The 25,884-nt window shown below is 61.5% G+C and carries 27 protein-coding genes and 1 pseudogene; all 28 read left to right on the plus strand.

What is annotated here, in order from left to right; translation table 11 throughout:
* Nucleotides 1-431 (plus strand): annotated as a pseudogene (locus tag PVZ72_RS11785) (4-deoxy-4-formamido-L-arabinose-phosphoundecaprenol deformylase); the annotation flags it as partial.
* Complete coding sequence (arnT, locus tag PVZ72_RS11790; RefSeq protein ID WP_145248246.1) at nucleotides 428-2,071, plus strand: lipid IV(A) 4-amino-4-deoxy-L-arabinosyltransferase; 1,644 nt, start codon at nucleotides 428-430, stop codon at nucleotides 2,069-2,071. The pseudogene PVZ72_RS11785 and the gene arnT, both read left to right, overlap by 4 nt.
* A complete protein-coding gene (locus PVZ72_RS11795) occupies nucleotides 2,068-2,409 on the plus strand; it encodes an EamA family transporter (RefSeq protein ID WP_145248248.1) in 342 nt (113 codons plus the stop codon). Before arnT ends, PVZ72_RS11795 begins: the two co-directional genes overlap by 4 nt.
* Nucleotides 2,406-2,807 carry a hypothetical protein gene (locus tag PVZ72_RS11800; RefSeq protein ID WP_145248250.1) on the plus strand — a complete coding sequence of 134 codons (402 nt, stop codon included), beginning with the start codon at nucleotides 2,406-2,408 and terminating at the stop codon, nucleotides 2,805-2,807. The genes PVZ72_RS11795 and PVZ72_RS11800 overlap by 4 nt, the downstream gene beginning before the upstream one ends.
* Complete coding sequence (locus PVZ72_RS11805; RefSeq protein WP_145248252.1) at nucleotides 2,804-4,156, plus strand: UDP-glucose dehydrogenase family protein; 1,353 nt, start codon at nucleotides 2,804-2,806, stop codon at nucleotides 4,154-4,156. Before PVZ72_RS11800 ends, PVZ72_RS11805 begins: the two co-directional genes overlap by 4 nt.
* Nucleotides 4,157-4,185: 29 nt before the next feature.
* Complete coding sequence (locus tag PVZ72_RS11810; RefSeq protein WP_145248254.1) at nucleotides 4,186-5,859, plus strand: ArnT family glycosyltransferase; 1,674 nt, start codon at nucleotides 4,186-4,188, stop codon at nucleotides 5,857-5,859.
* A 15-nt stretch (nucleotides 5,860-5,874) separates the two neighbouring features.
* Nucleotides 5,875-7,548: an ArnT family glycosyltransferase gene (locus PVZ72_RS11815; RefSeq protein WP_425326775.1), complete on the plus strand. Its 1,674-nt coding sequence runs from the start codon at nucleotides 5,875-5,877 to the stop codon at nucleotides 7,546-7,548.
* Nucleotides 7,549-7,741: 193 nt separating this feature from the next.
* The gene (locus PVZ72_RS11820) at nucleotides 7,742-8,446 is read left to right on the plus strand and encodes a methyl-accepting chemotaxis protein (protein ID WP_145248256.1); all 705 of its coding nucleotides are present in this window, start codon (nucleotides 7,742-7,744) and stop codon (nucleotides 8,444-8,446) included.
* Nucleotides 8,447-8,458: 12 nt separating this feature from the next.
* Nucleotides 8,459-9,211, plus strand: a complete 753-nt coding sequence (locus PVZ72_RS11825) for a TIGR03759 family integrating conjugative element protein (protein WP_145248258.1) — start codon at nucleotides 8,459-8,461, stop codon at nucleotides 9,209-9,211.
* Complete coding sequence (locus tag PVZ72_RS11830; RefSeq protein ID WP_145248259.1) at nucleotides 9,196-9,774, plus strand: transglycosylase SLT domain-containing protein; 579 nt, start codon at nucleotides 9,196-9,198, stop codon at nucleotides 9,772-9,774. The genes PVZ72_RS11825 and PVZ72_RS11830 overlap by 16 nt, the downstream gene beginning before the upstream one ends.
* On the plus strand, nucleotides 9,771-10,271 hold the full coding sequence (locus tag PVZ72_RS11835) for an integrating conjugative element protein (RefSeq protein ID WP_273862010.1): 501 nt from the start codon (nucleotides 9,771-9,773) through the stop codon (nucleotides 10,269-10,271). The genes PVZ72_RS11830 and PVZ72_RS11835 overlap by 4 nt, the downstream gene beginning before the upstream one ends.
* Before the next feature lie 9 nt (nucleotides 10,272-10,280).
* Nucleotides 10,281-10,538, plus strand: a complete 258-nt coding sequence (locus PVZ72_RS11840; RefSeq protein ID WP_145248263.1) for a hypothetical protein — start codon at nucleotides 10,281-10,283, stop codon at nucleotides 10,536-10,538.
* Nucleotides 10,539-10,540: 2 nt separating this feature from the next.
* A complete protein-coding gene (gene traD, locus PVZ72_RS11845; RefSeq protein WP_145248265.1) occupies nucleotides 10,541-12,799 on the plus strand; it encodes a type IV conjugative transfer system coupling protein TraD in 2,259 nt (752 codons plus the stop codon).
* 40 nt (nucleotides 12,800-12,839) lie between these two features.
* Nucleotides 12,840-13,586, plus strand: a complete 747-nt coding sequence (locus PVZ72_RS11850) for a TIGR03747 family integrating conjugative element membrane protein (RefSeq protein ID WP_145248267.1) — start codon at nucleotides 12,840-12,842, stop codon at nucleotides 13,584-13,586.
* A gap of 108 nt (nucleotides 13,587-13,694) precedes the next feature.
* A complete protein-coding gene (locus PVZ72_RS11855) occupies nucleotides 13,695-15,161 on the plus strand; it encodes a UvrD-helicase domain-containing protein (protein ID WP_145248269.1) in 1,467 nt (488 codons plus the stop codon).
* 145 nt (nucleotides 15,162-15,306) lie between these two features.
* A complete protein-coding gene (locus tag PVZ72_RS11860; protein WP_145248271.1) occupies nucleotides 15,307-16,236 on the plus strand; it encodes a hypothetical protein in 930 nt (309 codons plus the stop codon).
* 66 nt (nucleotides 16,237-16,302) lie between these two features.
* On the plus strand, nucleotides 16,303-17,043 hold the full coding sequence (locus PVZ72_RS11865; protein WP_273862011.1) for a hypothetical protein: 741 nt from the start codon (nucleotides 16,303-16,305) through the stop codon (nucleotides 17,041-17,043).
* A gap of 215 nt (nucleotides 17,044-17,258) precedes the next feature.
* Complete coding sequence (locus tag PVZ72_RS11870; RefSeq protein WP_145248275.1) at nucleotides 17,259-17,588, plus strand: hypothetical protein; 330 nt, start codon at nucleotides 17,259-17,261, stop codon at nucleotides 17,586-17,588.
* A 164-nt stretch (nucleotides 17,589-17,752) separates the two neighbouring features.
* Nucleotides 17,753-18,049: an integrative conjugative element protein, RAQPRD family gene (locus tag PVZ72_RS11875; protein WP_244950589.1), complete on the plus strand. Its 297-nt coding sequence runs from the start codon at nucleotides 17,753-17,755 to the stop codon at nucleotides 18,047-18,049.
* The gene (locus PVZ72_RS11880) at nucleotides 18,046-18,285 is read left to right on the plus strand and encodes a TIGR03758 family integrating conjugative element protein (protein WP_042133079.1); all 240 of its coding nucleotides are present in this window, start codon (nucleotides 18,046-18,048) and stop codon (nucleotides 18,283-18,285) included. The genes PVZ72_RS11875 and PVZ72_RS11880 overlap by 4 nt, the downstream gene beginning before the upstream one ends.
* Before the next feature lie 18 nt (nucleotides 18,286-18,303).
* Nucleotides 18,304-18,669 carry a TIGR03745 family integrating conjugative element membrane protein gene (locus PVZ72_RS11885; protein WP_145248277.1) on the plus strand — a complete coding sequence of 122 codons (366 nt, stop codon included), beginning with the start codon at nucleotides 18,304-18,306 and terminating at the stop codon, nucleotides 18,667-18,669.
* A gap of 15 nt (nucleotides 18,670-18,684) precedes the next feature.
* The gene (locus tag PVZ72_RS11890) at nucleotides 18,685-19,065 is read left to right on the plus strand and encodes a TIGR03750 family conjugal transfer protein (RefSeq protein ID WP_145248279.1); all 381 of its coding nucleotides are present in this window, start codon (nucleotides 18,685-18,687) and stop codon (nucleotides 19,063-19,065) included.
* Entirely contained in the window at nucleotides 19,062-19,718 is a 657-nt protein-coding gene (locus tag PVZ72_RS11895) for a PFL_4703 family integrating conjugative element protein (protein WP_145248281.1), read from the plus strand. Before PVZ72_RS11890 ends, PVZ72_RS11895 begins: the two co-directional genes overlap by 4 nt.
* On the plus strand, nucleotides 19,715-20,620 hold the full coding sequence (locus PVZ72_RS11900) for a TIGR03749 family integrating conjugative element protein (protein ID WP_145248282.1): 906 nt from the start codon (nucleotides 19,715-19,717) through the stop codon (nucleotides 20,618-20,620). The genes PVZ72_RS11895 and PVZ72_RS11900 overlap by 4 nt, the downstream gene beginning before the upstream one ends.
* Entirely contained in the window at nucleotides 20,604-22,118 is a 1,515-nt protein-coding gene (locus tag PVZ72_RS11905; protein WP_273862012.1) for a TIGR03752 family integrating conjugative element protein, read from the plus strand. Before PVZ72_RS11900 ends, PVZ72_RS11905 begins: the two co-directional genes overlap by 17 nt.
* Nucleotides 22,096-22,542: a TIGR03751 family conjugal transfer lipoprotein gene (locus PVZ72_RS11910; RefSeq protein ID WP_145248286.1), complete on the plus strand. Its 447-nt coding sequence runs from the start codon at nucleotides 22,096-22,098 to the stop codon at nucleotides 22,540-22,542. Before PVZ72_RS11905 ends, PVZ72_RS11910 begins: the two co-directional genes overlap by 23 nt.
* On the plus strand, nucleotides 22,542-25,559 hold the full coding sequence (locus tag PVZ72_RS11915) for a conjugative transfer ATPase (RefSeq protein WP_145248288.1): 3,018 nt from the start codon (nucleotides 22,542-22,544) through the stop codon (nucleotides 25,557-25,559). Before PVZ72_RS11910 ends, PVZ72_RS11915 begins: the two co-directional genes overlap by 1 nt.
* Nucleotides 25,556-25,867, plus strand: a complete 312-nt coding sequence (locus PVZ72_RS11920; RefSeq protein WP_145248290.1) for a hypothetical protein — start codon at nucleotides 25,556-25,558, stop codon at nucleotides 25,865-25,867. The genes PVZ72_RS11915 and PVZ72_RS11920 overlap by 4 nt, the downstream gene beginning before the upstream one ends.
* The last annotated feature ends 17 nt before the right edge of the window (nucleotides 25,868-25,884 follow it).

Here is a 25,884-nt window from a genome sequence, read left to right on the forward strand (position 1 = left end):
GCTGGCGCGCCGATCCGCGCGTGGTGCTGGCCAAGGAGGCCTTCGGCCTCCGCTACAACAGCGATTGCCGCGGCAGAAGCCTCTTCGTTCCTCGGTTGGAAAGTGGAGCTTTGGGCACTCCTCAGATCCCGGTAGACATGCCGACCTTCGATGAGGTGGTCGGCCCCGACCTTCCTGCCGCCGACTGGAACAGCTATCTGCTCAAGCGCTTCCGTCCGGGGGCGCTCAACGTCTACACCCTGCACGCCGAGGTGGAAGGCATCGCCTTCGCCGAGGACTTCCGCGCCCTGCTCAAGGCGGCGCGCGAGCAGGAAATCCATTTCGTACCCATGGGCGATCGCCTGCCCGAGGATCCACACAGGCTTCCAGAGGGGAAAGTTGTCCGCGGCAGTCTTGCGGGACGCCAGGGATGGTTAGGAGTGCAACAATGAGTCGAGTGCGTCTGCTGTTCTTACTGCCCGTGGCGCTACTAGCGTACGTGCTCCCCTTGAATTGGCGCGGTCTCTGGATTCCAGACGAATCGCGTTACGCCCAAATTGGCCAAGAGCTGTGGCGAAGCGGCGATTGGGTAGTACCCCACTTCCTGGGTCTGCCCTATTTCGAGAAACCCATCGGTGGTTATTGGACGCAGGCGATAGCTCAAGCCTTGCTGGGAGACTCGCTGCTCAGCGTACGCGTTGTACCCTTGCTAGCCGGCTTCGCCACAGCAGCTTTAGTTGTCCGCCTGACGCGTCTGATCTGGGGTGATCGGCAACTGGCGCTACTCGCCGGTGTGCTCTATCTGTCGTGCCTCGCCATAGCGGCGTCGGCCACCTATGTGACTCTGGACGCCCAGTTCGCCTTCTGGACGACGCTTTCGCTGCTAGCCCTCTGGCAGGCTCAAGCCGCTACTACCCTTGGCGTGGCGCTGCGCAATTGGGCATTGCTGGGCCTGGCCTGTGGCTGCGGCCTGCTGACCAAAGGCTTTCTCGCCCTGGTACTACCTGTACTGGTCGCCTTGCCCTTTTTCGTCTGGCAACGCCGACTGCTGGAACTGATTTGCCGCGGCCCCCTGGCCGTCATTGTGGCGGCGCTGGTCGTGGCCCCCTGGGCGCTCTGGGTAGCCCACCGCGATGGCGACTACTGGAATTTCTTCTTCTGGCACGAACACATCCAGCGGTTTGCCAGCGATGACGCCCAGCACGAGCGACCTTTCTGGTTCTATGGGCCGATTCTACTGGTCGCCATCCTGCCTTGGACGGGCCTGCTTCCTCGCACCCTGGGCAACCTCTGGCAGCAGCGCAGCCATACGGGGACTGCCTTCCTAGGGATCACCTTCGTCAGCCAGTTGATCTTCTTTAGCCTCAGCCGCGGCAAGCTACCCACGTACCTTCTTCCAGCCATGGCGGCACTGGTACCCCTGCTGGCGCGTGTGCTTTTCGACGCCTATCAGGCTGGCCAATGGCGAGCACTGCGCCTCAACGGAATCTTCAACCTGTTACTGGGCGTCCTGGGATTCGGCGCTCTAATGGTGTTCGACGACCGAATCTATGGCGGCGCCGATAACCTGGCATGGGCGCTGGCACTACTGGCACCCATTGGCTTCGTCCTGGCTGGTCTGGGAGCTCTGCTTTGGCCTAGACAGACGGCGCTGGCCCCGGCCCTAGCGATCTGGCTGGTACTGCCGCTGCTCACCGTCGCCCTGCCCAAGGGCCTGGTCTACAACAAGCTGCCCAGCGTCTTCGTTCAGGATCAGCTACGCAAGCTGCAACCGGCCCATCTGCTGGTCAGTAATGACCTTGGTGTAGCGGCCAGCGTGGCCTGGGCAACTCGCCGCTCGGACGTCGTGATCGTCGGTGGCCCAGGAGAGCTGAAGTATGGTTTCGATCGCCAGCCCGACAGTGGTCGTCTGCTAGATGACGGCGAACTACCGAACTGGATCGAGGAGCATCGTCGCGAAGGCTCCATCGCGGTGCTGCTGCGGATGAGTGGCGACAGTGACGACCGGCTGCTCGCGAGTCTACCGGCCACTTCGGACAAGATCGTCAACGAGCGTCTCGTCCTGCTGGTCTACCCGAGGACAGCGCGGTGACGGCCACTGAAGTGACGTTGATCGTAGCCGTCATCCTGCTCACCAGCGCCAGTCAATTCGGGCAGAAAAAGGCCGCAGCTGCAGGATCAGGATTTGCCGCTTTCATAAGCTCGAAATGGCTATGGCTAGCGCTGGCCTGCATGGGAACCGCCTTGCTGCTCTGGTTCGCGGTGCTGCAACGCGTCCCGGTCGGCATCGCCTATCCGTTGCTGTCGCTCAATATCCTGGCCGTCACGCTCCTGGCGCGTGTGGCGTTCAACGAGCGGATCGGTCGCAGAGCCTGGTGGGGCTGCCTATGCATCGTACTGGGCGCAGCGCTCCTGGGTGGTCAGGCATGAACAGCCTGGCTTCCCTCTTCGCCAGTATCGGGCTGACTGCCGCGGCGCAGTTGCTCATGCGCTATGCCCTGGTGCAATTACCTGCCGTGTCGAGCTGGCCAACCGATCCGGGGGCGCTACTCAGCGCGGCGGGTGTGCAACTAGCCGTTGGCGTGGGCTGCTATGGCCTGTCGATGCTGGCCTGGCTGATCGCCCTGGCGAAGATACCGTTGGGCCGGGCCTACGCCGCCTTGAGTCTTTCCTACGTACTGGTTCATCTCGGCGCCCTCTGGTTGCCAGGTGCTGCCGAGTTCACGTCCGCGCGCCCGCTACTGGGCATCGCGCTGATCGTGGTTGGCGTTGCGCTGGTTGGCAGCGATCGCGCCCCTGTCTCCTCCCCTATCAGGAATACCCTATGAACATCAGTGTATTCGGCATCGGCTATGTCGGCCTGGTACAGGCCGCCGTCCTCGCAGAAGTCGGCCATCAGGTTGTGTGCATGGACATTGACCAAGCCAAAATCGACCGGCTCAAGCGCGGAGAAATTACCTTGTACGAGCCTGGTCTCGAAGAACTGGTACGCAACAACCTCGCCGACGGTCGCTTGGAATTCACCCATGATGCGGCAACAGCGGTCGCACACGGCAGCGTCCAATTTATCGCGGTGGGTACCCCACCGGCAGCCGATGGCTCTGCCGATCTCACCGCGGTGTTCGCCGTGGCCGAAACCATCGCCCGCTTACGTTTGGAGCATCGCGGCAGTGATCCTCTGCTGGTGGTCAATAAATCGACCGTCCCCGTCGGTACCGGTGATCGGGTGCGCGCCATCATCGATGAAGTCCTGGTGGAGGAAGGTCGGACGCTGCACGTCGAGGTGGTCTCGAATCCGGAGTTTCTCAAAGAGGGCGCGGCCATCACGGATTGCAAGCGACCGGATCGTATCGTGGTGGGCACCGAGTCACCCGAGGCGCGCGAGCTGATGCGCGAACTCTATGCGCCCTTCAACCGCAACCATGATCGCATCCAGTTCATGGATATTCGCAGTGCGGAGCTCGCCAAATACGCGGCCAACAGTCTGCTGGCCACCAAGATCAGCTTCATCAACCAGATCGCCGAGGTGGCCGAGCGTGTAGGTGCCGACATCGAGGCTGTGCGTCTCGCGATCGGCGCTGATCCGCGCATCGGCAGTCACTTCATCTACCCCGGCTGCGGCTATGGCGGCTCCTGCTTTCCGAAGGATTTGCAGGCGTTGATCCGAACCGGCGAAGAACAGGGACTCTCCCTGGATCTGCTGCACGCAGTCGAGGCGATCAACGCCAGACAGAAATCGAAGCTTTTCAGGCGTATCCACGGATACTTCAACGGGGAACTGCAGGGGCGCACCTTTGCACTCTGGGGCTTGGCGTTCAAACCGAACACGGACGACATGCGCGACGCGCCAAGTCGCGTATTGATGGAGGCCTTGTGGGCTGCCGGTGCTCGCATACGCGCCTTCGACCCCGTGGCCATGGCCGAGGCGCAACGCCTCTATGGTCATGCCGACCGCCTCGCCCTCATGGGCACGCCCGAAGCTACGCTCGCTGGAGCCGACGCCCTGATCGTCTGTACCGAGTGGCAGCAATTCAAGGCGCCCGATTTCGACCTCCTTTATGAACAGCTCAAGCAACCCCTGATCTTTGACGGCCGAAATCTCTACGACCCCGAGCGGATGGCCAAGCGCGGATTCGAGTACTTCGCCATTGGCCGCGGTAAGTCCCTCGCCGCCTGACACTGAATTTCCTTTGGATAGTGTTTTTAATGAAACCTCTGCAGTTATCCATCGACACGCCGTTGCATCATGACTCTCAGGGCAAGCTAGGCTTCGAGAGTCTGCTCGCCTTTGTGGCAGCGACGGTGCTCTTTACCCTCGGCATCTGGAATCAAGCCCCTCAAGGCTTTGATGGCCGGTGGGCAGTATTCCTCAACGAGATGTTCCGCCACGGGCCTTCATTCTTCGCCACCACCTATGGCCAGCCATATCCCGATTACCCTGGCACGGCGACCTGGTTGAGCTGGCTGGCCGCGCGAGTCATAGGTGCACCCAATCAACTCGCCAACGTACTGCCTACGGCCTTGGCCTCCGCCGGTGTTCTGGCCATCACCTACCGGATTCTCGCCGACCGCAGCCGGGCCTGGGCCCTGCTCACCGTGCTGCTGGTAGTGCTGACCCCTCAGTGGCTAGAAAAGGCGCGTGCCGTCTGCCTGGATCAAATGATCGCCCTCGTGGTACTCGCGTGTTTCTACCTGTTCTACCGCGCTGATCGTGATAACCACCCCGCGCTGCGCTTGCTCGTTTTTCCGCTTTTCGTACTGGGTTTCGCCATCCGCGGGCCTTTGGGACTGATCGAACCCTGCGCCGTCGTGAGCGTGTACTGGCTGGTAACTGCTTGGTGTGATCCGCGACGCAGACCGGCGGCTATCCGCGGCCTGATCGGCTATGGCCTAGCTGGACTCATCCTGCTAGCCGCGTGCTGGTGGACACTGATGCAGCTCGCGCGCCTGGAAGGCGGTGACACCTTTGCGGCCGAGGTCTGGCAAATGCAGATCACAGGACGTCTCGACGAGAGCGGCAAGCCGTTCTGGTATTACCTGCAGCTTGGCCTGTACCGCTATCTGCCGGTGATGCCGCTGGCATTACTGACCCTCTTCGCCTGGCGCCGGGAATTCCTTTTTAGCTCCGACACTGCAGACCGCCGACAGCTCCTGTGGCTTGCGGGATGTGGGCTGATTATCTTGCTCGGCTTGTCCGTTCCACATTTCAAACGCGCTTACTACGTCGTACCCATGGTGCCCTTCCTGGCCGCGATCGCCGCCTTCGCGCTGATACAAGCAGAAGCACGTCTGCGTCGCATGGAAGTCACCTATCGCACGCTTGTGGGCCTGCTACCCGCGCTGGCGATCGTAGCGCTGTTTGTTTGCCGCCACCTCTGGCAGAAACACGGCTACTGGCCAGATGTATCCCTATCGGGCCTGATTATTCTCTTCGCCGGCCTTCAGCTTGTGAGCTTCATGAAATGGCGCAGCCAGTACGGTACCAAGCGCCTGTTGACCCTAAGCGCCCTCGCCTTCACGGCGCTTTGGGTAATGTTGGTAGCTGTAATTGAACCCGCCCAGGATCTGGAATACGAGACGCGAGGCTTTGTTACTCAGGTAGAAGGCTTGCGTGAACAGCAGCCGGGGCCCCTCGTGTTCTTTGGACTTGGCCAAGACACCTGGGCTATCCGCTACATCATGAACCTCGATCACGACGAGCAGCCGATCTTCGTTGGGCGCGATCAGGGCCCTCTACTAGATACCCTGCCGGCTGGTTCATGGATCGTGCTCGCACGGCAAGATCGGGACTTACTTGCCGGCACCGCTCTGGAAAAGCTCCAGCCCGTGTTGGAACGCCGTCTGAATGGCAATCCCTGCTTGGTCTATCGGCTTCCCTAACTGGGCTTTGCAACAATGAAAACTCTGCAAATATCCATCGACACGCCGTCGATGACACGCTCCAAAGCTGGAATCAGGGTCGAAAGCCTGCTGGTCTTCATCGCTGCAGTCGCACTCTTCACCCTAGGGATCTGGGATCAAGCGCCGCAAGGCTTTGATTACCGATGGGCGCTGTTTCTGAAAGAGATGTTCCGCCACGGCCCATCGTTTTTCGCCACGACCTATGGCCAGCCCTACCCCGATTACCCTGGCACGGCGACCTGGCTGAGCTGGCTGGCTGCGCGAGTCATAGGTGCACCCAATCAACTCGCCAACGTATTGCCCACGGCCCTGGCCTCTGCCGGTGTTCTGGCCATTACCTACCGGGCTCTCGCCGACCGTAGTCGGGCCTGGGCCCTGCTCACCGTGCTGCTGGTCGTGCTGACTCCTCAGTGGCTGGAAAAGGCGCGTGCTGTCTGCCTGGATCAGATGGTGGCGCTCGTGATGATGACGTGCTTCTACCTGCTCCACCGCGCCGATCGCGATAACAGCCCCACGCTGCGCCTGCTCGTCTTTCCGCTCTTTGTCCTAGGCTTCGCCATCCGTGGCCCCCTAGGCTTGGTAGAGCCCTGCGCCATCGTGACCGTGTACTGGCTAGTGATTGCCTGGTGCGATCCGCACCGCAGATCGGCTGCAATACGCAATCTGATTGGCTATGGCGTAGTCGGGCTCATCCTGCTGGCCGCATGCTGGTGGACGCTGATGCAACTGGCCCGGCTGGAAGGCGGTGAGGCCTTCGCTGCAGAGGTCTGGCAAATGCAGGTCAAGGGACGCCTGGACGAAAGCGGGCAACCCTTCTGGTTCTATCTGCAACTGGGCTTGTACCGCTATCTGCCGGTGATGCCGCTGGCGCTGCTGACCCTCTTGGCCTGGCGACGGGAATTGCTGTTCAGCCCAGACAAACCCGAACGCCGCCAGCTCCTGTGGCTGGCCGGGTGTGGCCTGATCGTTCTGATTGGCTTGTCCATTCCCAACTTTAAACGGGCCTACTATGTCGTGCCCATGGTGCCCTTCCTCGCCGCCATTTCCGCATTTGCGCTGATTCAGGCGGCAGCGCGGCTGCGCTGGATGGAGATGGCCTATCGCACCCTGGTGGGCGTGCTACCCGGGCTTGTGCTCGTGGTTGTGCTGGTTGGCCATCATCTCTGGCAAAAGCAAGGTTATTGGCCGGACGTTTCGTTAGCGGGTCTGATCCTCTTCTTCGTTGGCCTGCAGCTTATGGCCTTCGTGAAGTGGCGTACTACCGTCAGTGTGCGGCGCCTGCTGAGCCTGAGCGGAGTCGCCTTTGCGGCCCAATGGCTCATGCTGGTTGCGGTAGTTGAACCCATCCAGGACGTGGAATACGACACCAGAGGCTTCGTAACCCAGGTCGAAGGGTTGCGCGCCCAACAACCGGGTCCGCTGGTGTTCTTCGGCATTGGCCAAGACAGCTGGGCGATTCGATACATGATGAACGTGGATCACGACGAACAGCCGATCTTCGTTGCGCGCGAGCAGAAAGCGCTGCTGGATGCACTTCCGGCTGGAGCCTGGGTGATACTTGCCAGACAGGACCGCGAGCTGCTGGCAGGCACACGACTAGAGAAGCTCCAACCCGTAATGGAGCGCCGCCTCAATCGCAACCCCTGCCTGGTCTACCGTATGCCGTAGAACCGCTTGCACCTGTAGTCCGGTGGTGCAATAGCCTTCTAGTAAGTAGATCGCCACGCTCACCTGCTCCTCAGCCTACGTGTCACGGGCTGTTGAACCCCGAAATCTAACCTTCTGAGACCTGAATAAGGTTTCCTACTGACCCCTCGCAAAGCTTCTGCGACCGTGCACGGCATCCTGTGCGAGGTCCCCTATGAAGCGCCCTTCCCTCTCCCAAACGCTAGTCGCCACTGGCTTTGCAGCCTTGTCTGGTGCCTGCCTGTATCTCTACGTTGAGCTGTCCCACCTCAATCGAGGCCTGAACGCCACGGCTGACCAGAACACGGTCCACGCCATCACCCAACGTCTAGACAAGATGCAGGACCAGATGGATGGCTTCGACGGCGGCAAGCGGGTCCAGGATGCGGACTTCCGGGCAAGTCAGCAGGCGCTGTCTCAGCGTATCGATACCGCCCAGGCCATGCTGGTGGAGATCCAGCACGCCAATCAGACCGCGCTGAAGGGCATGGCCCAGGCGGGCGACCTGGTCGTGCTCGAGGCCAAGCTGGAAGGCCTGCAAAACGACCTGGGGGATCTGCGCAAAAAAGCGGCGGAGCCCCCAAAGGTGCCGCCGCCACTGATCGTCCCCAAGCAGCGCAGCACCCCGGCGATCGCGCGCAAGTCCGAGCCGGCCAAGCCGATCGAGACGCCTCCTCCGTTCACGGTAGTCGGTATCGAGTACCGCGGCGGTGAGCGCTTTCTTTCCGTCGCTCCGCCCGGCAGCACTCAGCTCAGCGAGCTCTACCTGGTGCGCCCGGGCGACAACGTCGGCGGTACCCGCTGGCGGCTGGCCAATTTCGATGACCGCCAGGCGCAGTTCAGCGTCGACGGCGCGACCCGCACCCTTTCCGTCAAGTAGTAGAGGCAATTCATGCGCCCCCAGTCCCCTCTCTTCCCGGCGAGCCTTGCGATCGCCCTCATCCTACTCTCGCCGTCCGCACCGGCACTCACCGCAGACCTTGTCGCCCCCCAAGTCTTCTCCGGCGAAACGGGTAGCGCTGAGCGCCAAAGCGCGGTCCAACGTAACGACAGTGCCATCGCCCAGGAATGGGGCCTGAGCAGTCAGGAATTCCAGCGCTACCGGACCCTGATGCAGGGCAGTCGTGGCGTCTACTCACCTGGTCTGGATCCGCTCACCGCCTTGGGCATCGAAGCCCAGTCCGATGCCGAGCGGCGCCGCTACGCCGAGCTGCAGGTTCGCGCCGAGGCGCAGCGGGTGCAGAAGGAACTGGCCTATGACCAGGCCTACCGCGACGCCTGGAATCGCCTCTACCCGAACCTACAGCCGGTGCAGTCCGGCGTCCAGGCAGCGCCCCAGGCAAGTCCAGCCGTGCGCGGCAATGGACGGCTCGCCGTTTTCGTGACCGATAGCTGCGCCGCCTGCACCGAGCGGGTTCAGGCGTTGCAGAGCGCGGGCCAGGCCTTCGACCTCTACCTGATCGGTAGTCAGAACGACGATGCCCGGATCCGCCGCTGGGCTGTGCTCGCTGGCGTCGATCCGGCCAAGGTGCGCGGACGGCAGATTACCCTCAACCACGACGCCGGTCGCTGGGTCCAGCTGGGCCTGGGCGGCGAGCTGCCGGCCGTTGTCCGCGAGGTGAATGGACAATGGCTACGGCAATGATCAAGGCGCTCGGCGCCGGCGTGATCCTGCAGACGCTTGCGATCGGCGCCCAGGGGTCCGAGACACCGCCGCCCGCCTATCAATTGGCTGCCCTTCAGGCGGGCATCCCCTCCGAGGTGCTTTACTCAGTCGCCCTACAGGAGAGTGGTACCCGACTGCGCGGCAGGGGCGCACAGCTGGTCCCGTGGCCCTGGACGCTCAATGTCGCCGGCGCCGGCTATCGCTTCGCCACCCGCGCTGATGCCTGCACTGCGCTGCTGGTCGCGTTGAGCACCGCCGGCGCTAAGCGCGTCGACGTTGGCATCGCCCAGGTCAACATGGGCTGGAACGGCCATCGCTTCGGCCGCGGCGTTTCGCCCTGTGAAGCGCTCAACCCTTACAAGAACCTGGAAGTCGCAGCGCAGATGCTCGCCGAACTGCGTGCCCAGGGCGGCGACTGGATCAATGTCGCTGGCCGCTATCACCGTCCCGCTGGCGGCGCCCCCGCTGCCAAGTACCGCGAGCTCTTCGCCAAACACCTAAGCCGGGTCACCGGCGTGACCTTGCTGGCCTCGAACCCATGAAGCAGATCCTCTCGCTCCTCATCCTGACCGTGACCCTGCCGCTGGCCGCCAAGGCTGCCAGTCTCACCGTGGTCGAAGATCGCGGCGGCGTCTCGGCCCTGCCCTATTACCAGAGCCTGAATCCGGACCCGGTACAGGTACAGCAGCAAGCGCCGCTGCCCCAGCCTACCCAGGCCCTTGGTTTCCCCGTGCGATCGCAGCAGCTCACCCCCGGCACCGTCCAAGGCCGCGCACTCAATGCGCCTGGCCTGCAGCCCTTTTTCCTGATCGGCGACGACGAACTGTCTCGCCAGTGGCTGGCCAGCCGTGGCGAGACTCTGCAGCGCCTCGGCGCCGCTGGCCTGGCGGTCAATGTGACCAGCGCCGAGCGCTTGGCCGCGATCCGCAGCTGGGCCCCCGGGCTGGCCATCAGCCCCGTGGTCGGCGATGACCTGGCCGCCCGCCTCGGGCTCAACCACTACCCCGTGCTCATCACCCCCACCGCTTTGGAGCAATAGGAGTCCCTCATGCCCAGCCCCCTATCCCCGTATATGACGCTGGTGATCCGTATGCCCGCCGGAGCCGCCGCTCGCGAAGCCCTTGCAGGCGACCTCGGCGTCTTGATCGACCTTCATGGCGGGGAGATCACAGGCCGCTCGCTGGATGATGAGCTGACCCTCTGTGAGCGCTTCGAAGCAGCGCTTCCACACAGCGAGGCCGAAGCCATTCGCGAGGAGCACGCCGCCGGCATGGCGCTGCCAGGCGCTGGCGAGCTGGAGCGCTGACCATGGCCCGCAATCATGCCCTGGACACGCTGCTGCGGCCTGCGGTGGAGCTCTACACGGTGCAGGTGTGCCTGGCGATGGCCTTCCTGTGCGTGTTCGCGCCCTGGGCCGTCGCCCTGACCCCGCTGTTCGGCCTGGTCACGGCCGTAGCGTTTCTTGGCTTCGGCACCTACCGCTTCCGCCAGGCGCTGCGCGTGCTGCGCTACCGGCGCAACATCCGGCGCTTGTCGTTCTACAGCATGACCAGCAAGGAGATCCCGGTCAGCAACGAGCGTCTGTTCATCGGCAAGGGCTTTCGCTGGGAGCAGAAGCACACCCAGCGCCTGGTCGACACCTACCTGCCGCAGTACGCGCCCTATGTCGAGCCGTCGGAATGGACCAACAAGGCGCGGCGCCTCGAGGCGCGCCTGGAGTTCGCGCCCTTCCCGCTCACCCTGCTGGCCAAAGCCACCGCCTGGGACAACCCCTGCAACCCCTTCCGACCGCTGCCACCCGTAGGCGGCCTACCGCGGCTGCACGGCATCGAACCCGACGAACACGACGTCAACCTGCCGCTGGGCGAGCGGGTCGGGCATACCCTTGTCCTGGGTACCACCCGGGTGGGCAAGACGCGCGCGGCTCAGCTCTTCATCAGCCAGGACATCCGTCGCAAGCGCCGTCGGCGCCGGGCGTCCGTGCAGATGGGACGACGGACCCAGCGACCACATCGCTGGTCTCGCCGCCGCTCGGCCGATATGCCCGATGCAGCCAATGACAGCGAGTACGAACACGAGGTCGTCATCGTCATCGATCCCAAGGGCGATGCCGATCTACTGAAGAGCATGTGGCTCGACTGCAAGCAAGCCGGCCGCTTGAACGAATTCTACGTCTTCCACCTGGGCTGGCCAGACCAGTCCGCCCGCTACAACGCGGTTGGCCGCTTTGGTCGGATCTCCGAGGTGGCCACCCGCGTCGCTGGCCAGCTCTCCAGCGAGGGCAACTCGGCAGCGTTCAAGGAGTTCGCCTGGCGATTCGTCAACATCATCGCCCGGGCCCTGGTCGCCCTCGGCCGGCGCCCGGACTACCTGCAGATTCAGCAGCACGTAATCAATATTGAAGGGCTGTTCCTGGAGTACGCCCAGAAATACTTCGACGAGCATGATCCCAAGGCCTGGGAAAAGATCATCTTCATCGAGAGCAAGCTCAACGACAAGAATGTGCCCTTCAACATGAAGGGCCGGCCATTTCGTGTGATCGCCATTGACCAGTACCTGAACCAGACCCGCGTGACGGATCCGGTTATGGATGGCCTGCGCAGCGCGGTGCGCTACGACAAGACCTACTTCGACAAGATCGTCGCCTCGCTCCTGCCGCTGCTGGAGAAGCTCACCACTGGCCGTATGGCTGAGCTGATCTCGCCGGACTACCAGGATGTCAACGACCCACGCCCGATCTTCGACTGGATGCAGGTGGTGAGAAAGCGCGCGGTGGTCTACGTTGGCCTGGACGCCCTGTCCGACACCGAGGTCGCCGCGGCGGTGGGCAACTCGATGTTCTCCGACCTGGTCTCGGTGGCGGGCCATATCTACAAGTACGGCATCGATGATGGGTTGCCTGGGGGCTCGAACGGTAAGGTCACCATCAACTTGCACTGCGACGAATTCAACGAGCTCATCGGCGACGAGTTCATCCCCATGATCAACAAGGGCGGCGGCGCCGGCATGCAGGTGACGGCCTACACCCAGACCCTGTCCGACATCGAGGCCAGGATCGGCAACCGTGCCAAATCCGGGCAGGTAATCGGTAACTTCAACAACCTGCTCATGCTGCGGGTTCGCGAGACGGCAACGGCCGAGCTCCTCACAAATCAGCTACCCAAGGTGCAGGTGTTCACGGCCACGCCGGCGAGCAGCGCGAGCGATGCCGTCAACGCCAAGACGGCATTCACGTCCAATACCCACGACCAGGTCAGCGCTACCAGTGTGCCCATGCTCGAACCGGCGCACATCATCGGCCTACCCAAAGGTCAATGCTTCGCCCTGATGGAGGGCGGCAACCTCTGGAAAATTCGCCTACCACTCCCGGCGAACGACCCTGATGAGGTCATGCCGGCCAGTTTGCAGGAGCTGGCGGCCAAGATGCGCAAGTCTTACGAGGTTGGCCAAGCAAACGGCAGCGAATGGTGGGAGGCGCCTGGCCAGCGTCATGTCGCGGACGATCTGCCGCTGGATCTGCGGGACGACTTCAAGAAGATGACACAGGGATCGGAGGACGCGGCATGACCACCATCCTTGACCACGAGCACCCCAGAGGATGCCGCTAATGGCCGACGTCGCCCAGCGTGCCCAGCAGCAACAGGTCAAGGAGCAGACCTTCATCGGGTCGGTGCTCAGCTTCCCCTTCCACTTCATCGGCGTGATGTTCCTGTCCCTGGGCGGCGCCATCCTGGTCGACTGGCTCTGCCTGTATTTCCTCTGGCCAGAGGCCGGCTGGCACCACGCCAAGGGCATGCTCGATCACGAACTGGCCTGGCTGTCTCAGGGCTTCCTGTCCAGCGTTGTGGTCCAGGAGCCCGGGCACACTGCGACCTGGTTGGTGGGGCTGCTCTATGACTGGCTGTTCGTGAAGACGGGGCTGATCCACTGGCTGACCGGGATGCAGCAGCTGGCCGCCGCCGGCCCACGTGGCGAGCTGGATCTGCGCTACATGGCCGCGCAAGGCATCACCACGGTGCAGACCTACGGCCTGTCTGCCCTCTTCACCGTGTTGGTGTTCTGCGTGCGCCTGGTGATCCTGATCCTGGCGGTACCGCTCTTCGCCATGGCCACCCTGGTTGGATTCATCGACGGCCTGGTGCGGCGGGACATCCGCAAGTTCAGCGCGGGCCGCGAGTCGAGCTACTTCTACCACAAGGCCCGGAGCACCATGTTGCCGCTGGCCCTGCTGCCCTGGTCGCTCTACCTCGCCTTGCCGTTCAGCTTGAGCCCGCTCCTGGTGCTGCTGCCGTGTGCAGCTTTGCTGGCCTTGTCGGTGAACCTCACGACCGCCTCGTTCAAGAAGTACCTGTAGCCGCCGGCCTGCTCCGCGGCCGCAACCTGGCCACAAGGAGCGCCCTCACGCCCATCAATATGCAGGGGTGGTATTGAATCCCTGTCCCAGCCGATCTGGAGTTACCCCATGCAGTGGACCCCTGAGCAAGCCCCCGCCATCGCGTCAAACGCCCGCAAGCTGCTGATCCAGGCCTTTGCTGGCACCGGCAAGACCACAACCCTGGTGGGCTACGCCAGCGCCCATGCTGACGTGAAGATGCTCTACCTCTGCTACAACAAGTCGGTGGAGATGGCGGCGAAGAATCGCTTTCCGCGCAACGTCACCTGCAAGACCGCCCACGGCCTCGCCTATGCCGTCTATGGCACCCAGTACCAACACAAGCAGGCCGGCAACCTGCGCATCACCGAGGTCGCCCGGGTGCTGGATACCCAGGACTGGGAGCTGGCCAGGGACGTGGTCAACACCCTCAACACCTTCACGGCCAGTGCCGACATGGCCCTGGACGGCCGGCACTTCACCCGCTACGACGGTCGCGGCCTGACGCCGCTGCAGGAGCGACGGATCACGCAGGTGGTGGGCATGGCCATCAGCGTCTGGAAGCGCATGATCGACCTGCAGGACGCCACCGTGCAGATCACCCACGACGGCTACCTCAAGCTCTACCAGATGAGCCGCCCGGACCTGTCCAACCGCTTCGGCGCCATCCTGCTCGATGAGGGCCAGGACGTGAACCCGGTAATCGCCGACCTGGTGCAGCGGCAGCGCACCATCCAGGTCATGGTCGGCGATCGCCACCAGCAGCTCTACCGCTTTCGTGGTGCCCAGGATGCCCTCAGCGCGACCTGGATGGCGGACGCCGAGAGCCACTACCTGACCCAGTCATTCCGCTTCGGCCCGGCCGTCGCCCACGTGGCCAACGTCATCCTGTCGTTCAAGGGCGAGACGGTGAAGCTGCAGGGGCTCGGCCAGCGCACCCTGGTCAAGCGATCGCTGCCCGAGGACCTTGCCCACCGAACCTGGTTGCATCGCACCGTAAGCGGCGTGATCGAGAACGCCCTGCGCCTGGAGAAGCAAGGTGGTCACCGCATGTTCTGGATTGGCGGGATCGACAGCTACTCGCTGCGCGAGCTCGAGGACCTGTTCCAGTTCAGCCGAGGTCGCAATGACCTGGTGCAGCAGAAGAAGCTCTTGCGCGACTACCGTGACTTCGAGCAGTACCAAGAGATCGCCAAGGCTACTCAGGATCCGGAGATGCAGCGCTCGGTGCGGATCATCGAGGCCTATTTCGACCTGCCAAAGCGCATCGAGCAGCTGCGGCGCTGCGCGGCGGCCAGCGAACTAGACGCTACAGTCACCTTGACGACCGCGCACAAAGCCAAGGGCCTCGAGTGGGACTTCGTGGGGCTCTACGACGATTTCAGCGCGGATCCCCTCGCGCCGGAGACTGACCGGGCCAGCCGCGACGATGAGCTGAACCTGCTATACGTGTCTGTGACCCGGGCTATACAGATCCTGGCGGTAAACTCGCTGCTGATCGACATCATGCAGCGGTACAAGGATGCGTACGGGAGCCTAGTCAAAGCTGGCCTTTAAAAGGCTAGGACACTCAAGATGAAAGAATACATTTTTTAGCTTTAGGACCGTTTTTACCCCATAAATCAGTTCTATACTTAAGAGCTCAACCTTATATTTCAAGCACTAAATTCATCTCACACACACTATATAGAACTTATCAACCATGAATTTTGAAATCTGGCTCCAAGAACTAGCGACGCAACACCAAACACTTTACAGCTCCTTTCTCAATTTGATTAGCCTTTTGAAAGAAGCCAGTAACTCAGCATTCACCACTTCACTAGCAGGGGCCTTTGCGGGCGCGTATGCTGCCCAAAAGACAGCGGAAAAATCAAAAATTCGTGAAGAACTCACAAAGGAAATAAGAAATATAAACAGTGCAACCACATTGGCAATTTCAATAACAAACCTAGGCGCAGCTGTAAAAAGTCAATTCCTGAACGATTTAACAAAACAATATGATGAAGACAAATTGTCTTATCAAAACCATTTGAAAAAATTAAAGACAAATCATCAAGAAAGCGCACCTTTAGAAATTGCGCCAAACTTCACAACTCTACAACAACTGACCCCACCAATCTCTACATTATTAGAAATTGTATTCAGCAAAATTACGGCAACAGGAAGAGCGATAGCAAGTGCAAGCGCGCTTTCAGATGCTATAGGAAATCATAATTACGCTATAACCAAACGAAACGAAATCATAGAAAAATTCAAAGAAATCGGCGCCCATGACCCGGAAACTGTCGCGATCCTATACTTAGGAGCACCTAGCAAATCAGGTAATGTAAACAATGAATACGGCAGTTCTTTGACCGCTATAAAAATGTACACCGACGACATCATATTTTTTGGTGTAAAGCTTTGCGAAGACTTGAGTATACACGGAGGAGCTTTGGTTGAAAAAAATAGGAAGTATCTAAAAAAATCTAATGCAACTCTTATTAAGATAGATACTAAAAAACTGAAAAGTGAAGGCTTTTTGCCTAAAGATGAGGATTACGAAAGTTGGCTAAGTGGATTTCAATCAGAAGCCAACACAAGGCCTGGCAATTGGCTTTCCCGCCTATTTTCAAAGGATCGAACCCTCTGACGCTCTGCACCCTCAAGCTATGAGGTTGCAAATATTTCTAAGAAGATTGTAATACAAAGAATAGACATGACTCAAAAAAATCACGTCCTCACAGCATTTTTATCGGCCATTACTTTACTAGGGCCCTTAGCATATATACTTTTTGGCTTTTCTGAGTACGGACGCCTAAGCTACCTTGGAGCACCCACGGGCTTTATTCAGATAACTTCGCTACCGATCATTCCGATGATTACAAACATATACCCACCGTTATTTTTAATTATTATTACAAGCACAATAGCATACGGCGTTCGAGTTACGCATACTTCGCAGCGCTATGTACTTTGCGCAATGACTATTTTTTACCTGTGCGCAGGAGCATCCTATCTATCTCTTACGACGCAATGGCAATGGGCTTTTGGAATAATTTCCGTTGCTTCTGCAATAGTTGCTCTACTTATCAACGGTCATTATGCAGAAATAGGCAACGAGCTTGATACCCCTAACGAGCACGCCATAGCGAATTTTGACAGATATCGAAAAACCGCAAAATATATACTTTTCGGCTCTATCGGAATTTTCGTGTTTGTCGCAATCTTCTTTTTATCTGGAAAAAAGGAAGCGTCCAGACAAGCCTATTACTGGGTGGCATCCGATAGCATTGTGCTAGGCTTTTACGGAGAAACCACTCTCATAGGTAAGATATCCAATAACGATAAAATTTCTGACTTTGAGCTAGTTGAAACAAAATCGATGAAAAAGCCCATAGCGCTATTAAAGATAGGTCCACTGCATAAGGCGGCTACCTGGCAGGAATCGACACCCTGACGAGACAAGTAGAGACATAGTTTTAGTTGTTTGGCATTTCCAGGAAGAAACGCAATATCGGTCATACGACCTTCCGTGAATTCTCTGATGACAGTACAGCCAAACGGTTCGTTCGAGGCTTTCGTAGTAACCTCATGAGACTTGAATACGGTTTAGCCTGGTGAGGCTACTGTGGACCACAGGACGATGGCCGCCCCATCGAACTGGAGCCATCCATGTCCCCTGCCCGCTTCGAATACCACACTGAATTCTCCCCCCTCACCTACCGCGTCCAAGAGCGCGGCTGGCTGATGTTCAAGCACGAACAGCAGACAGGCACCCCTGACGTCGCTGCTTTCCTGGCCGATCCAGAACGACAAGCTCGTCTGCAGGCTCTGGGCGCTGACGGTTGGGAATTGATCAGCGTGCAGCCGGTGCTGGAAGGACGCGCCCAGATCGGTCAGCAGACCGCCCAGGGCAACCAGGGCTGGGGCGTGGGCTACGCGGTGGCCACCGGCTTTCTGCTGTTTTTCAAGCGTCTCATCAGCCCCTCGCAGAGCCAATAACCAAGCGGGTTTACAACCTATTTAGGTGCAGTAATGGTTTCCCGCTGACCTCCCTGGTGGCCCTCGGCATCCTGTGCGGCATCAACCCGCTAGCCCAGGGTCCCGCTGTGAAACTGTCCCCTCCTCCACGCAAGCTCTTCGCCCGCTTCGGTCTCGTCAGTGGCCTGATCTTCACGCTTGGACTGACGACGGGCGCCGCTTGCGCCGCCGGCACCGCCAGCGAGCAAGCCAACGTCGACGTGATGATCCGCCAGCTCAACGCCGTTGAGGCGGTCGCCCGCCGCAGCGCTGAGCTGCCCAGCGATGGCAATTCCCGCTACCACCTGGACTACAACCGTCTTGCCGCTGACATCGCCCGGATCCGCCAGGGCCTGAAGGACTACCTAGCTCCAAGCCGTGCCCAGCCGCGCGATGCGGCCGAGCTCTCCGGCCAGTACCAGCGTGAAGGCGCCCAGCCATGAGCATGACCGCCGCGCAGACCGCTGCCTTTCAGGCGGCCAGCGGCCTTACGCCGGCGGCCAGCAACACCTTCTGGCTATCGGTGGCCATGGCCGTCGTCACCCTCTGGTTCGCCTGGCTTTCCATCAGCCTCTACAAGGGCTGGGCGAATCAGAACCTCAAAGCCGCCGCTGCCAAGGGCGCCCTCATACGTGGGCTGCTCCTCTACTGCGCACTGTCCTGGCTCATTTTGCATTAACCCCTCGAGGAGAAATCCATGCTGTCCCTCAGACACCTGCTCACCCTCGGCGCCCGCGCCGGAACACAAGTCGCCCTGGTAAGCGCCGCCCTGCTACCGGCAATCAGCCAAGCTGCCCTTCCCCAAGCCCAAGCTCCCTCGCGAGGCGAAGGGTCTACCTGGCTGGAAACGCTGAAAAACTACGGTTTCGACCTCATCTCTCTGTTTGCGCTAGCCATATGTGCTTTCTGCCTGATCGTCGTCGCCGCTCACGGCATTACCGTCTACCACGAGATCCACGTGGGGAAGAAAACCTGGAAGGACCTGGGCGTGACGATCACCGTCGGCGTGGTCCTCATCGGCCTGGTGATCTTCATCGTCACCAAAGCCACCGGCATCATGTAAGGCAGGGCCGCGCCGATGGACATCACCCAAGACCTGCATGAGGACGGCACCCTTCGCTTCCTGCCGAATCGCCTCAACACCCAACCCGTCGTCGTCGGCGGCCTGACCACGGACGAGATGTTCGCCACGGTCGGCATCTGTGCTGCATTTGGATTCGCAGTCGGCATCCCGTTTGCGTTTGTCGTCACACCGGCCATGCCGATCTTCGCCGCCCTGGCGTGTGGCGCCCTGGGCCTGGTATCCGCAGGACGGATCCTGCGCCGTTGGAAGCGCGGCCGCCCGGAAACCTGGCTCTGGCGCCAAGTCGAGTGGCGCCTTGCGCATTGGGGGTTGGCGGGTCGCCGCCTGGTCATCCGCAGTGGTGCCTGGACCTGCAAGCGGATGGTGGGGCTATGAGCCGCGCGTGGAAGCTGTCCGATTCGCAGAGCGCCCATATCACCACCCTGCGCCTTGCCCTGGGCCTGGTCAGCGGTATCGCGATCTGGAACGGCTACGGCTGGTACAGCGCGCCCAAGGATCTGACCGTGCACGTGCCGCCTGACCTACGTTCCGGGAGCACACGCCCCTGGTGGGAGATCCCTCCCGAGTCGGTCTATTCCTACGCCTTCTACATCTTCCAGCAGATGAACAGCTGGCCAGCTGACGGCGAGAAGAACTACAGCGACAACATCGCCCGCTTGACCCCTTTCATCACCCCTTCGTGCAAGGCCTATCTGGAGGGGGACGAAGCACTCAAACGCAACAGCGGCGAGCTGCGCAAACGCGTGCGCAACGTCGCGGAGATCCCCGGATCAGGCTACGGCGACGACCCCTCCCGCCGCGTCCAGGTGCTCGGCAATAGCGAGTGGACGGTCATGCTGGATGTCGTTGCCAACGAGTACCTGGGTGGCGAGAAGGTCAAGACGGCGCTCACCCGCTACCCGCTCCATGTCGTCAGGTCCGACGTCGATCCCGAGAAGAACCCATGGGGCATGAAGTGGGACTGCTACAGCGGTCAGCCGCAGCGGATCGAGGCCGGCGTCGAAGTCAAAGCTCGAGGTACACCATGAGATCCCGCCACTCCCTCGCCCTGGTGCTGGGCGGCCTGCTGCTCAGCAGCCTTGCCCAGGCCATCGAGATCCGCAAGTGGGAACGTGTCCCCTTGGCTATCCCGCTCGTGGTTGGCCAGGAGCGAATCCTATTCGTTGATGCCAACGTTCGGGTCGGCGTCCCTCCCGCCATCGCTGACAAGCTCAGGGTGCAGAGCACTGGCGGTGCGATCTATCTACGGGCGAAAGACCCGATCGAGCCCAGCCGGCTGCAGCTTCAGAATGCGGCCACCGGCGAGATCATGCTGGTCGACATCGCCGCAACGCCAGCACAGGAAGGCCAGGCTGCGCTTGAGCCCATCAAGATTGTTCCGGGCGACACCACGCCCACTCGCTACGGTCAGCCCGCGGCGACTGCCCCTAAATCGTCAGCGAAGGCTAGCCGCCAAGCTGATGAGGAAGAGGACGAGCCAGCGCCGCCCAAGCGTGAAACACCTATCCCCGTCGTGCTCACCCGCTACGCCGCCCAGATGCTCTATGCGCCGCTGCGCACCGTGGAGCCGGTGGAGGGCGTCGCCCAGGTCAAGGTTGATAAGCGCCTGGACCTGTCGACGCTGCTGCCGGCGCTCCCGGTTGAGGCAAGCCAACTGGGCGCCTGGCGCCTGGACGATCACTGGGTGACCGCCGTGAAGCTGCGCAACCAGACCGGCCAGCGTCTCGCCTTGGATCCGCGTGAGCTCATGGGCGACTTCGCGACCGCGACCTTCCAGCACCCCTACCTCGGCGCCCGGGGCGATGCCAGCGACACCACGGTGCTCTACCTGGTCACCCGGGATCATGGCCTTGGCCAGTCACTGCTGCCCAGCCTGGGCGCCGCAGATCCTCGCGTCACCACGGAGGCCCGTCATGCAGCTCAGAAGTAATCCGCTCCTCAAGTATGCGCTGCTCGGGGTTCTGGTCCTGGTTGTCTATGTCGGCGTGACCCTACTTGGTAAGGGCAAGCCACAAACGCCCGAACAGCCACAGTCCGCCCAGCTCACACCTGAGCAGGCCAAGGCGCTGGGGATCGAGGGCGACACGGCCAACGACACCCTGCGTACCATCGTCGTCGAAAGTCGCCAGCTCAAAGAGCAGTTGAACAAGGTCCTGAGGGACAACGAAGAGGCCAAGCGGGAGAACGATGGTCTCAAGGCCCAGCTGAGCAACATCAACACCACGGTCGATAGTCGCGTCCAGGCGGGCATCAACCAGGGCCTTGAGAACCAGCAGAAGCAGACGCAGGGTCTGTTCGATGGTCTGCAGAAGCAGCTCAACACCCTATCGCGGATGGGCAACCAGACGGGCAGCGGTACCGGCTCCAGCGCCGACATGCCAATCGGACTAGGCATCGCTCCTGGGGAAGGCAATCAGTTCAAGAAAGGTGGCTCGGATCTCGTCTGGATCGAGCCGCAGGATGGCACCGCAGTCGACGCCAATGGCAAGCCTCTTGCTGCCGGCAGCGGCCAGGCCGCCAGCGGTTTCGCCTTCCCGACCGCCTTCGGCGCCGCTGGCCAGAAGACCCTGGACGCTGCCTCAGGTGGCGCTCAGCGCGCAGCCGATGGCATGGGGGGTGATGAGCAGTCCCGCAAGAAGGTCCGCAAGGTCTACACCCTGCCGCAGAACTCGACGCTGATGGGTTCGGTGTCCATGACCGCCCTGGTGGGCCGCGTGCCGGTTGACGGCACGGTTAATGATCCCTACCCCTTCAAGGCCCTGATCGGCCCCGACAACCTGACCGCCAACGGCATCGACCTGCCCGACGTCGCCGGCGCCGTCGTGAGCGGGACGGCCTCGGGCGACTGGACGCTGTCTTGCGTGCGCGGCCAGATCCGCAGCATGACCTTCGTCTTCACCGACGGCACCGTGCGTACCCTGCCGGCGCCCCAGGAAAACGCTGGTCAGCAGAGCAACGGACAGAACAACCAGAACGCCTCCACCAATGGCCAGCCCGCAGCTGTCCAGGGTGGTATGGGCTGGATCAGCGATCCGTACGGCATCCCCTGCATCGCCGGCGAGCGCCGTAGCAACGCCGCCCAATACATCGGCTCCCAGGCGCTCATCACCGCTGCCGGCGCCGGCGCCGCTTCGCTCATCAAGAACGACGGCACCAGCTCCAGCTACGTCCAGACCCCGAACGGCACCATTGGTACGACCGGGATGTCCGGCAATGAGGCCATGGGGAAGATCTTGAACCAGGGTGTCAGCGACATCTCCACCTGGGTGAACAAGCTCTACGGCCAGGCCTTTGCCGCCGTGTACGTGCAGCCCGGGGCGAAGGTGGCCATTCACCTCGACCAGGAGCTGGCCATCGACTACGAACTCAAGGGCCGCAAGGTCGACTATCGCACAGGAGCCCGCCATGCCTCGGCAGCCCTCGATTAACCGCACACGACTTCAGATAGCGGCTGTACTGGCGATGGCCCTGCTGGCCAGCGGCTGCGCGGTCGACAAGGAGAAGATGCTCCCCCACGGCGACCAGACCATGATGGACGTCTGGAACGCCGGTACCACCGGCTCGGCCGGCAGCAGCCAGGGGCGCCAACTCGTCGATGCCCGGGCAGAGCTACGCCCTCCTGTGGACACGGCCCAGGCTCGGCCGCTGGCTGACAACGTTGGCTATTCGCGCACCGCGCAGAACGAGATCTATAGCCAGTTCAAGCGCCTGCCCAATCCGGACCTGGTCATGTACGTCTTCCCGCACCTGGCCGGCTCCGACCCGGCACCCATCCCCGGCTATACCACCGTTTTCCCGCTTTACCAGCGTGTGCAGTACGCCATGCCCGGTGAGCGGGTGGAGAACTACTGATGGGCATTTTCGAACGCCTGCGTGGCAAGAAGACCCCCAATACTTCGACTGCTGAGCCTGCGCTGGTGGAAAGCCAGCAAGCCCTTGATGAGCCAGCTGATAACATTGAGCCAGTCATTCATCCTGAATCCATCCGGGCCACCCGCGCCCTTGAGGTCGACGAGGAAGCCGCCTACCAGCGCTACCTGGATCGCCTGAGAGCGCACGGTATCCCTGAGCCAGGTGCCTGGATGACGGGCAAGGAGAAGCCCGCGACGGTCGCTGACATTGCCAACATGCACCAGGTCAATCCCAGCTTCACCAACCTGCTGCCCTGGATCGAATACCTGCCCGAGCATCAGGCGATGCTGCTGGAAGACGGCAAGTCGCTGGCCGCCTTCTTCGACCTGGTGCCGATCGGTACCGAGGGCCGCGAAGCCAATTGGCTTCGCCAGGCCCGCGACGCCCTGGAGAACGCCCTGCAGGACGCCTTCGATGAGCTGGAGCAGAGTCCCTGGGTCATCCAGTTCTATGCCCGCGACGAGACCCAGTTCGACGGCTACCTCACGGGGCTGACCAACTACATCCAGCCGCGCGCCCGCGGCTCCGAATTCACCAAGCTCTATCAGAGCCTGATGAAGCACCACCTGCATGCTATCGCCAAGCCTGGCGGTCTATTCAACGACACGGCCGTATCCCACCTGCCCTGGCGCGGTCAGCATCGGCGCGTCCGGATGGTCGTTTCCCGGCGGAGCATCGGCGACGGTCTGGTCAGGGGGCAGGCGCCCGCTGCCTACCTGGCGAACATCTGCAGCCGGCTGACCGGCGCGCTGCGTAATGCCGGCGTGACGGCTCACCGGATGGACGAGCGCGCCATTCGCTACTGGCTGCTGCAGTGGTTCAATCCGTGCCCGGATCACCTGGGCACCTCGGCCAAGGACCAGCAGCGGTTCTTCGAGGTGGTCAACAGCGCCTTCGACCAGGACGAGTTGCTAGCCGAAGGCACCCTTCCCTTCCTGGCCAGTGGGACCGATTTCTCCCAGTGCCTGATGTACCGTGAGCCTCGCTCGGATGCGCAGAAGGGCCTGTGGTTCTTCGATGGTCAACCTCATCGTGTGGTGATGCTGGATCGGCTGCGCACCGCGCCAAGGACCGGTCACATGACCGGCGAGCGCAACTTTGGTGATGCCCTGCACGCCCTCTTCGACGAGATGCCCGAGGACACCGTACTGGCCATCACGCTGGTGGCCACGCCCCAGGATACGCTCGAAGCTCACCTCAACAACCTGCACAAGAAGGCCGTCGGCGACAACCAGGCCTCTGCCCTCACACGGGAGGCCATCAAGGACGCCCGTCAGCTGATCGGGCGCAAGCACAAGCTCTACCAGGGCAGCGTGGCCTTCTATGTCCGGGGTAAAGACGAGCAGGAGCTGGAGCAGCGCTGCAACGACCTCACCAACACCCTGACCAGCGCCGGCATTGAGCCGGTGCGGCCCGAGGATGAGGTGGCCGCTCTCAACAGCTACCTGCGCTGGCTCCCCGGCAACTTCGATCCCAACCAACCACGAGCACTGCAGTGGTACACCCAGCATATGCTGGTTCAGCATGTCGCCAACCTGACACCTATCTGGGGCCGCTCAACCGGAACGGGACATCCGGGCATCACTCAATTCAACCGCGGTGGCAGTCCGCTGACCTTCGATCCGCTCAGCAAGCTTGATCGGCAGATGAATGCACACGGCTTCGTCTTTGGTCCTACCGGTGCTGGCAAATCGGCGACGCTCAACAACCTCTTGATCCAGTGGCTGGCCATCTACCGGCCGCGAATCTTCGTGGCCGAAGCCGGTAACAGCTTCGGGCTACTGGCGGACTTTGCACAGCGCCTCGGCCTGACCGTCCATAAGGTCCGTCTTGTCCCCGGCGCTGGCGTCAGCCTGGCACCCTTCGCCGACGCCATCCGCCTGGCTGAGGATCCGGCTCACGTGGCCGTACTCGATGCCGAGGACCTCGACGCCTCAGACGAAGCCAGCAGTCCGAAGCCCGACCTAGAGGACGATCAACGCGACGTGCTCGGCGAGATGGAGATCGTGGCTCGCCTGATGATCACCGGCGGCGAAGAGAAGGAAGACGCCCGCATGACACGCGCCGACCGCGCTGCCATCCGGCACGCCATCATCAATGCCGCCAAGGCCTGCTCCAAGGCAGAGAAGACGGTCCTCACCCAAGATGTGCGCGACGCCCTGAGCGAAGCTTCACGTGACGAACGCCTGCCAGCGCCACGACGGGAGCGCCTGCAGGAGATGGCCGAAGCCATGGAGATGTTCTGCATGGGCGCCGACGGCGAGATGTTCAACCGCCCCGGCACGCCCTGGCCAGAGGCTGACCTGACTGTCGTGGACTTTGCCACCTACGCCCGAGAGGGCTATCAGGCGCAGCTCGGCATCGCCTATATCTCGCTGCTGAACTCGATCAACAACATCGCTGAGCGTGACCAGTACAAGGGCCGGCCGCTGATCAAGCTGACCGACGAAGGCCACATCATCACCAAGCACCCGCTGCTGCTGCCCTATGCGATGAAGATCACCAAGATGTGGCGAAAGCTCGGCGCCTGGTTCTGGCTGGCGACCCAGAACATTGATGACATCCCGATTTCCGGCGCGCCGATGCTCAACATGATCGAGTGGTGGATCTGCCTGAACATGCCGCCGGATGAAGTCGAGAAAATCTCCAAATTCCGCAATCTGAGTACCGCGCAGAAGGAGCTGATGCTGTCGGCGCGCAAGCAAAGCGGCGCCTATACCGAAGGCGTGGTGCTCTCCAAGTCGATGGAGACGCTCTTCCGCGCGGTACCGCCTAGTCTCTATCTGGCGCTGGCTATGACGGAACCAGAGGAGAAGGCGGAGCGCGCCCAGCTGATGGAAGAGCTCGGCACCGACGAGCTGGGCGCCGCGCTGGCCGTCGCCGCCCGTTTAGACCGGCTACGGGGGATCGAACCCTACCCCTTCAAGCTGCCACCGGCTCGAGGAGCCCATCGATGAGAGTGATGGACCAATTCACCCAGGACCTCATCGACAGTCTGACCGGCTTGCTTCGGCAGCCGCACCTGCCCGAGACGCTCACGGCCCTGAAGATCTGCGCACCGGTCTTGATCAGCAACCTGCAGGCAGTGAAATCACGCGCGGTGGATCGCCGTGAGATCGAGGCCCAGCTCGACACGGCGCTCAAGGACTGGCTGGTCAAGCATCCGCAGCCGGATGACGCACAACAGGCGCTGCTGGAGGTGCTGCATCGCGACGTGTTGAGCCGGCAACTCGATCAGTCTTCTGCCCATGAGGCTTCGGCATGATTAGGGGAGCTATATCT

The sequence above is a fragment of the Pseudomonas sp. LA5 genome, from assembly GCF_028640825.1.
GTDB classification, from domain to species: Bacteria; Pseudomonadota; Gammaproteobacteria; order Pseudomonadales; family Pseudomonadaceae; genus Chryseomonas; species Chryseomonas aestiva.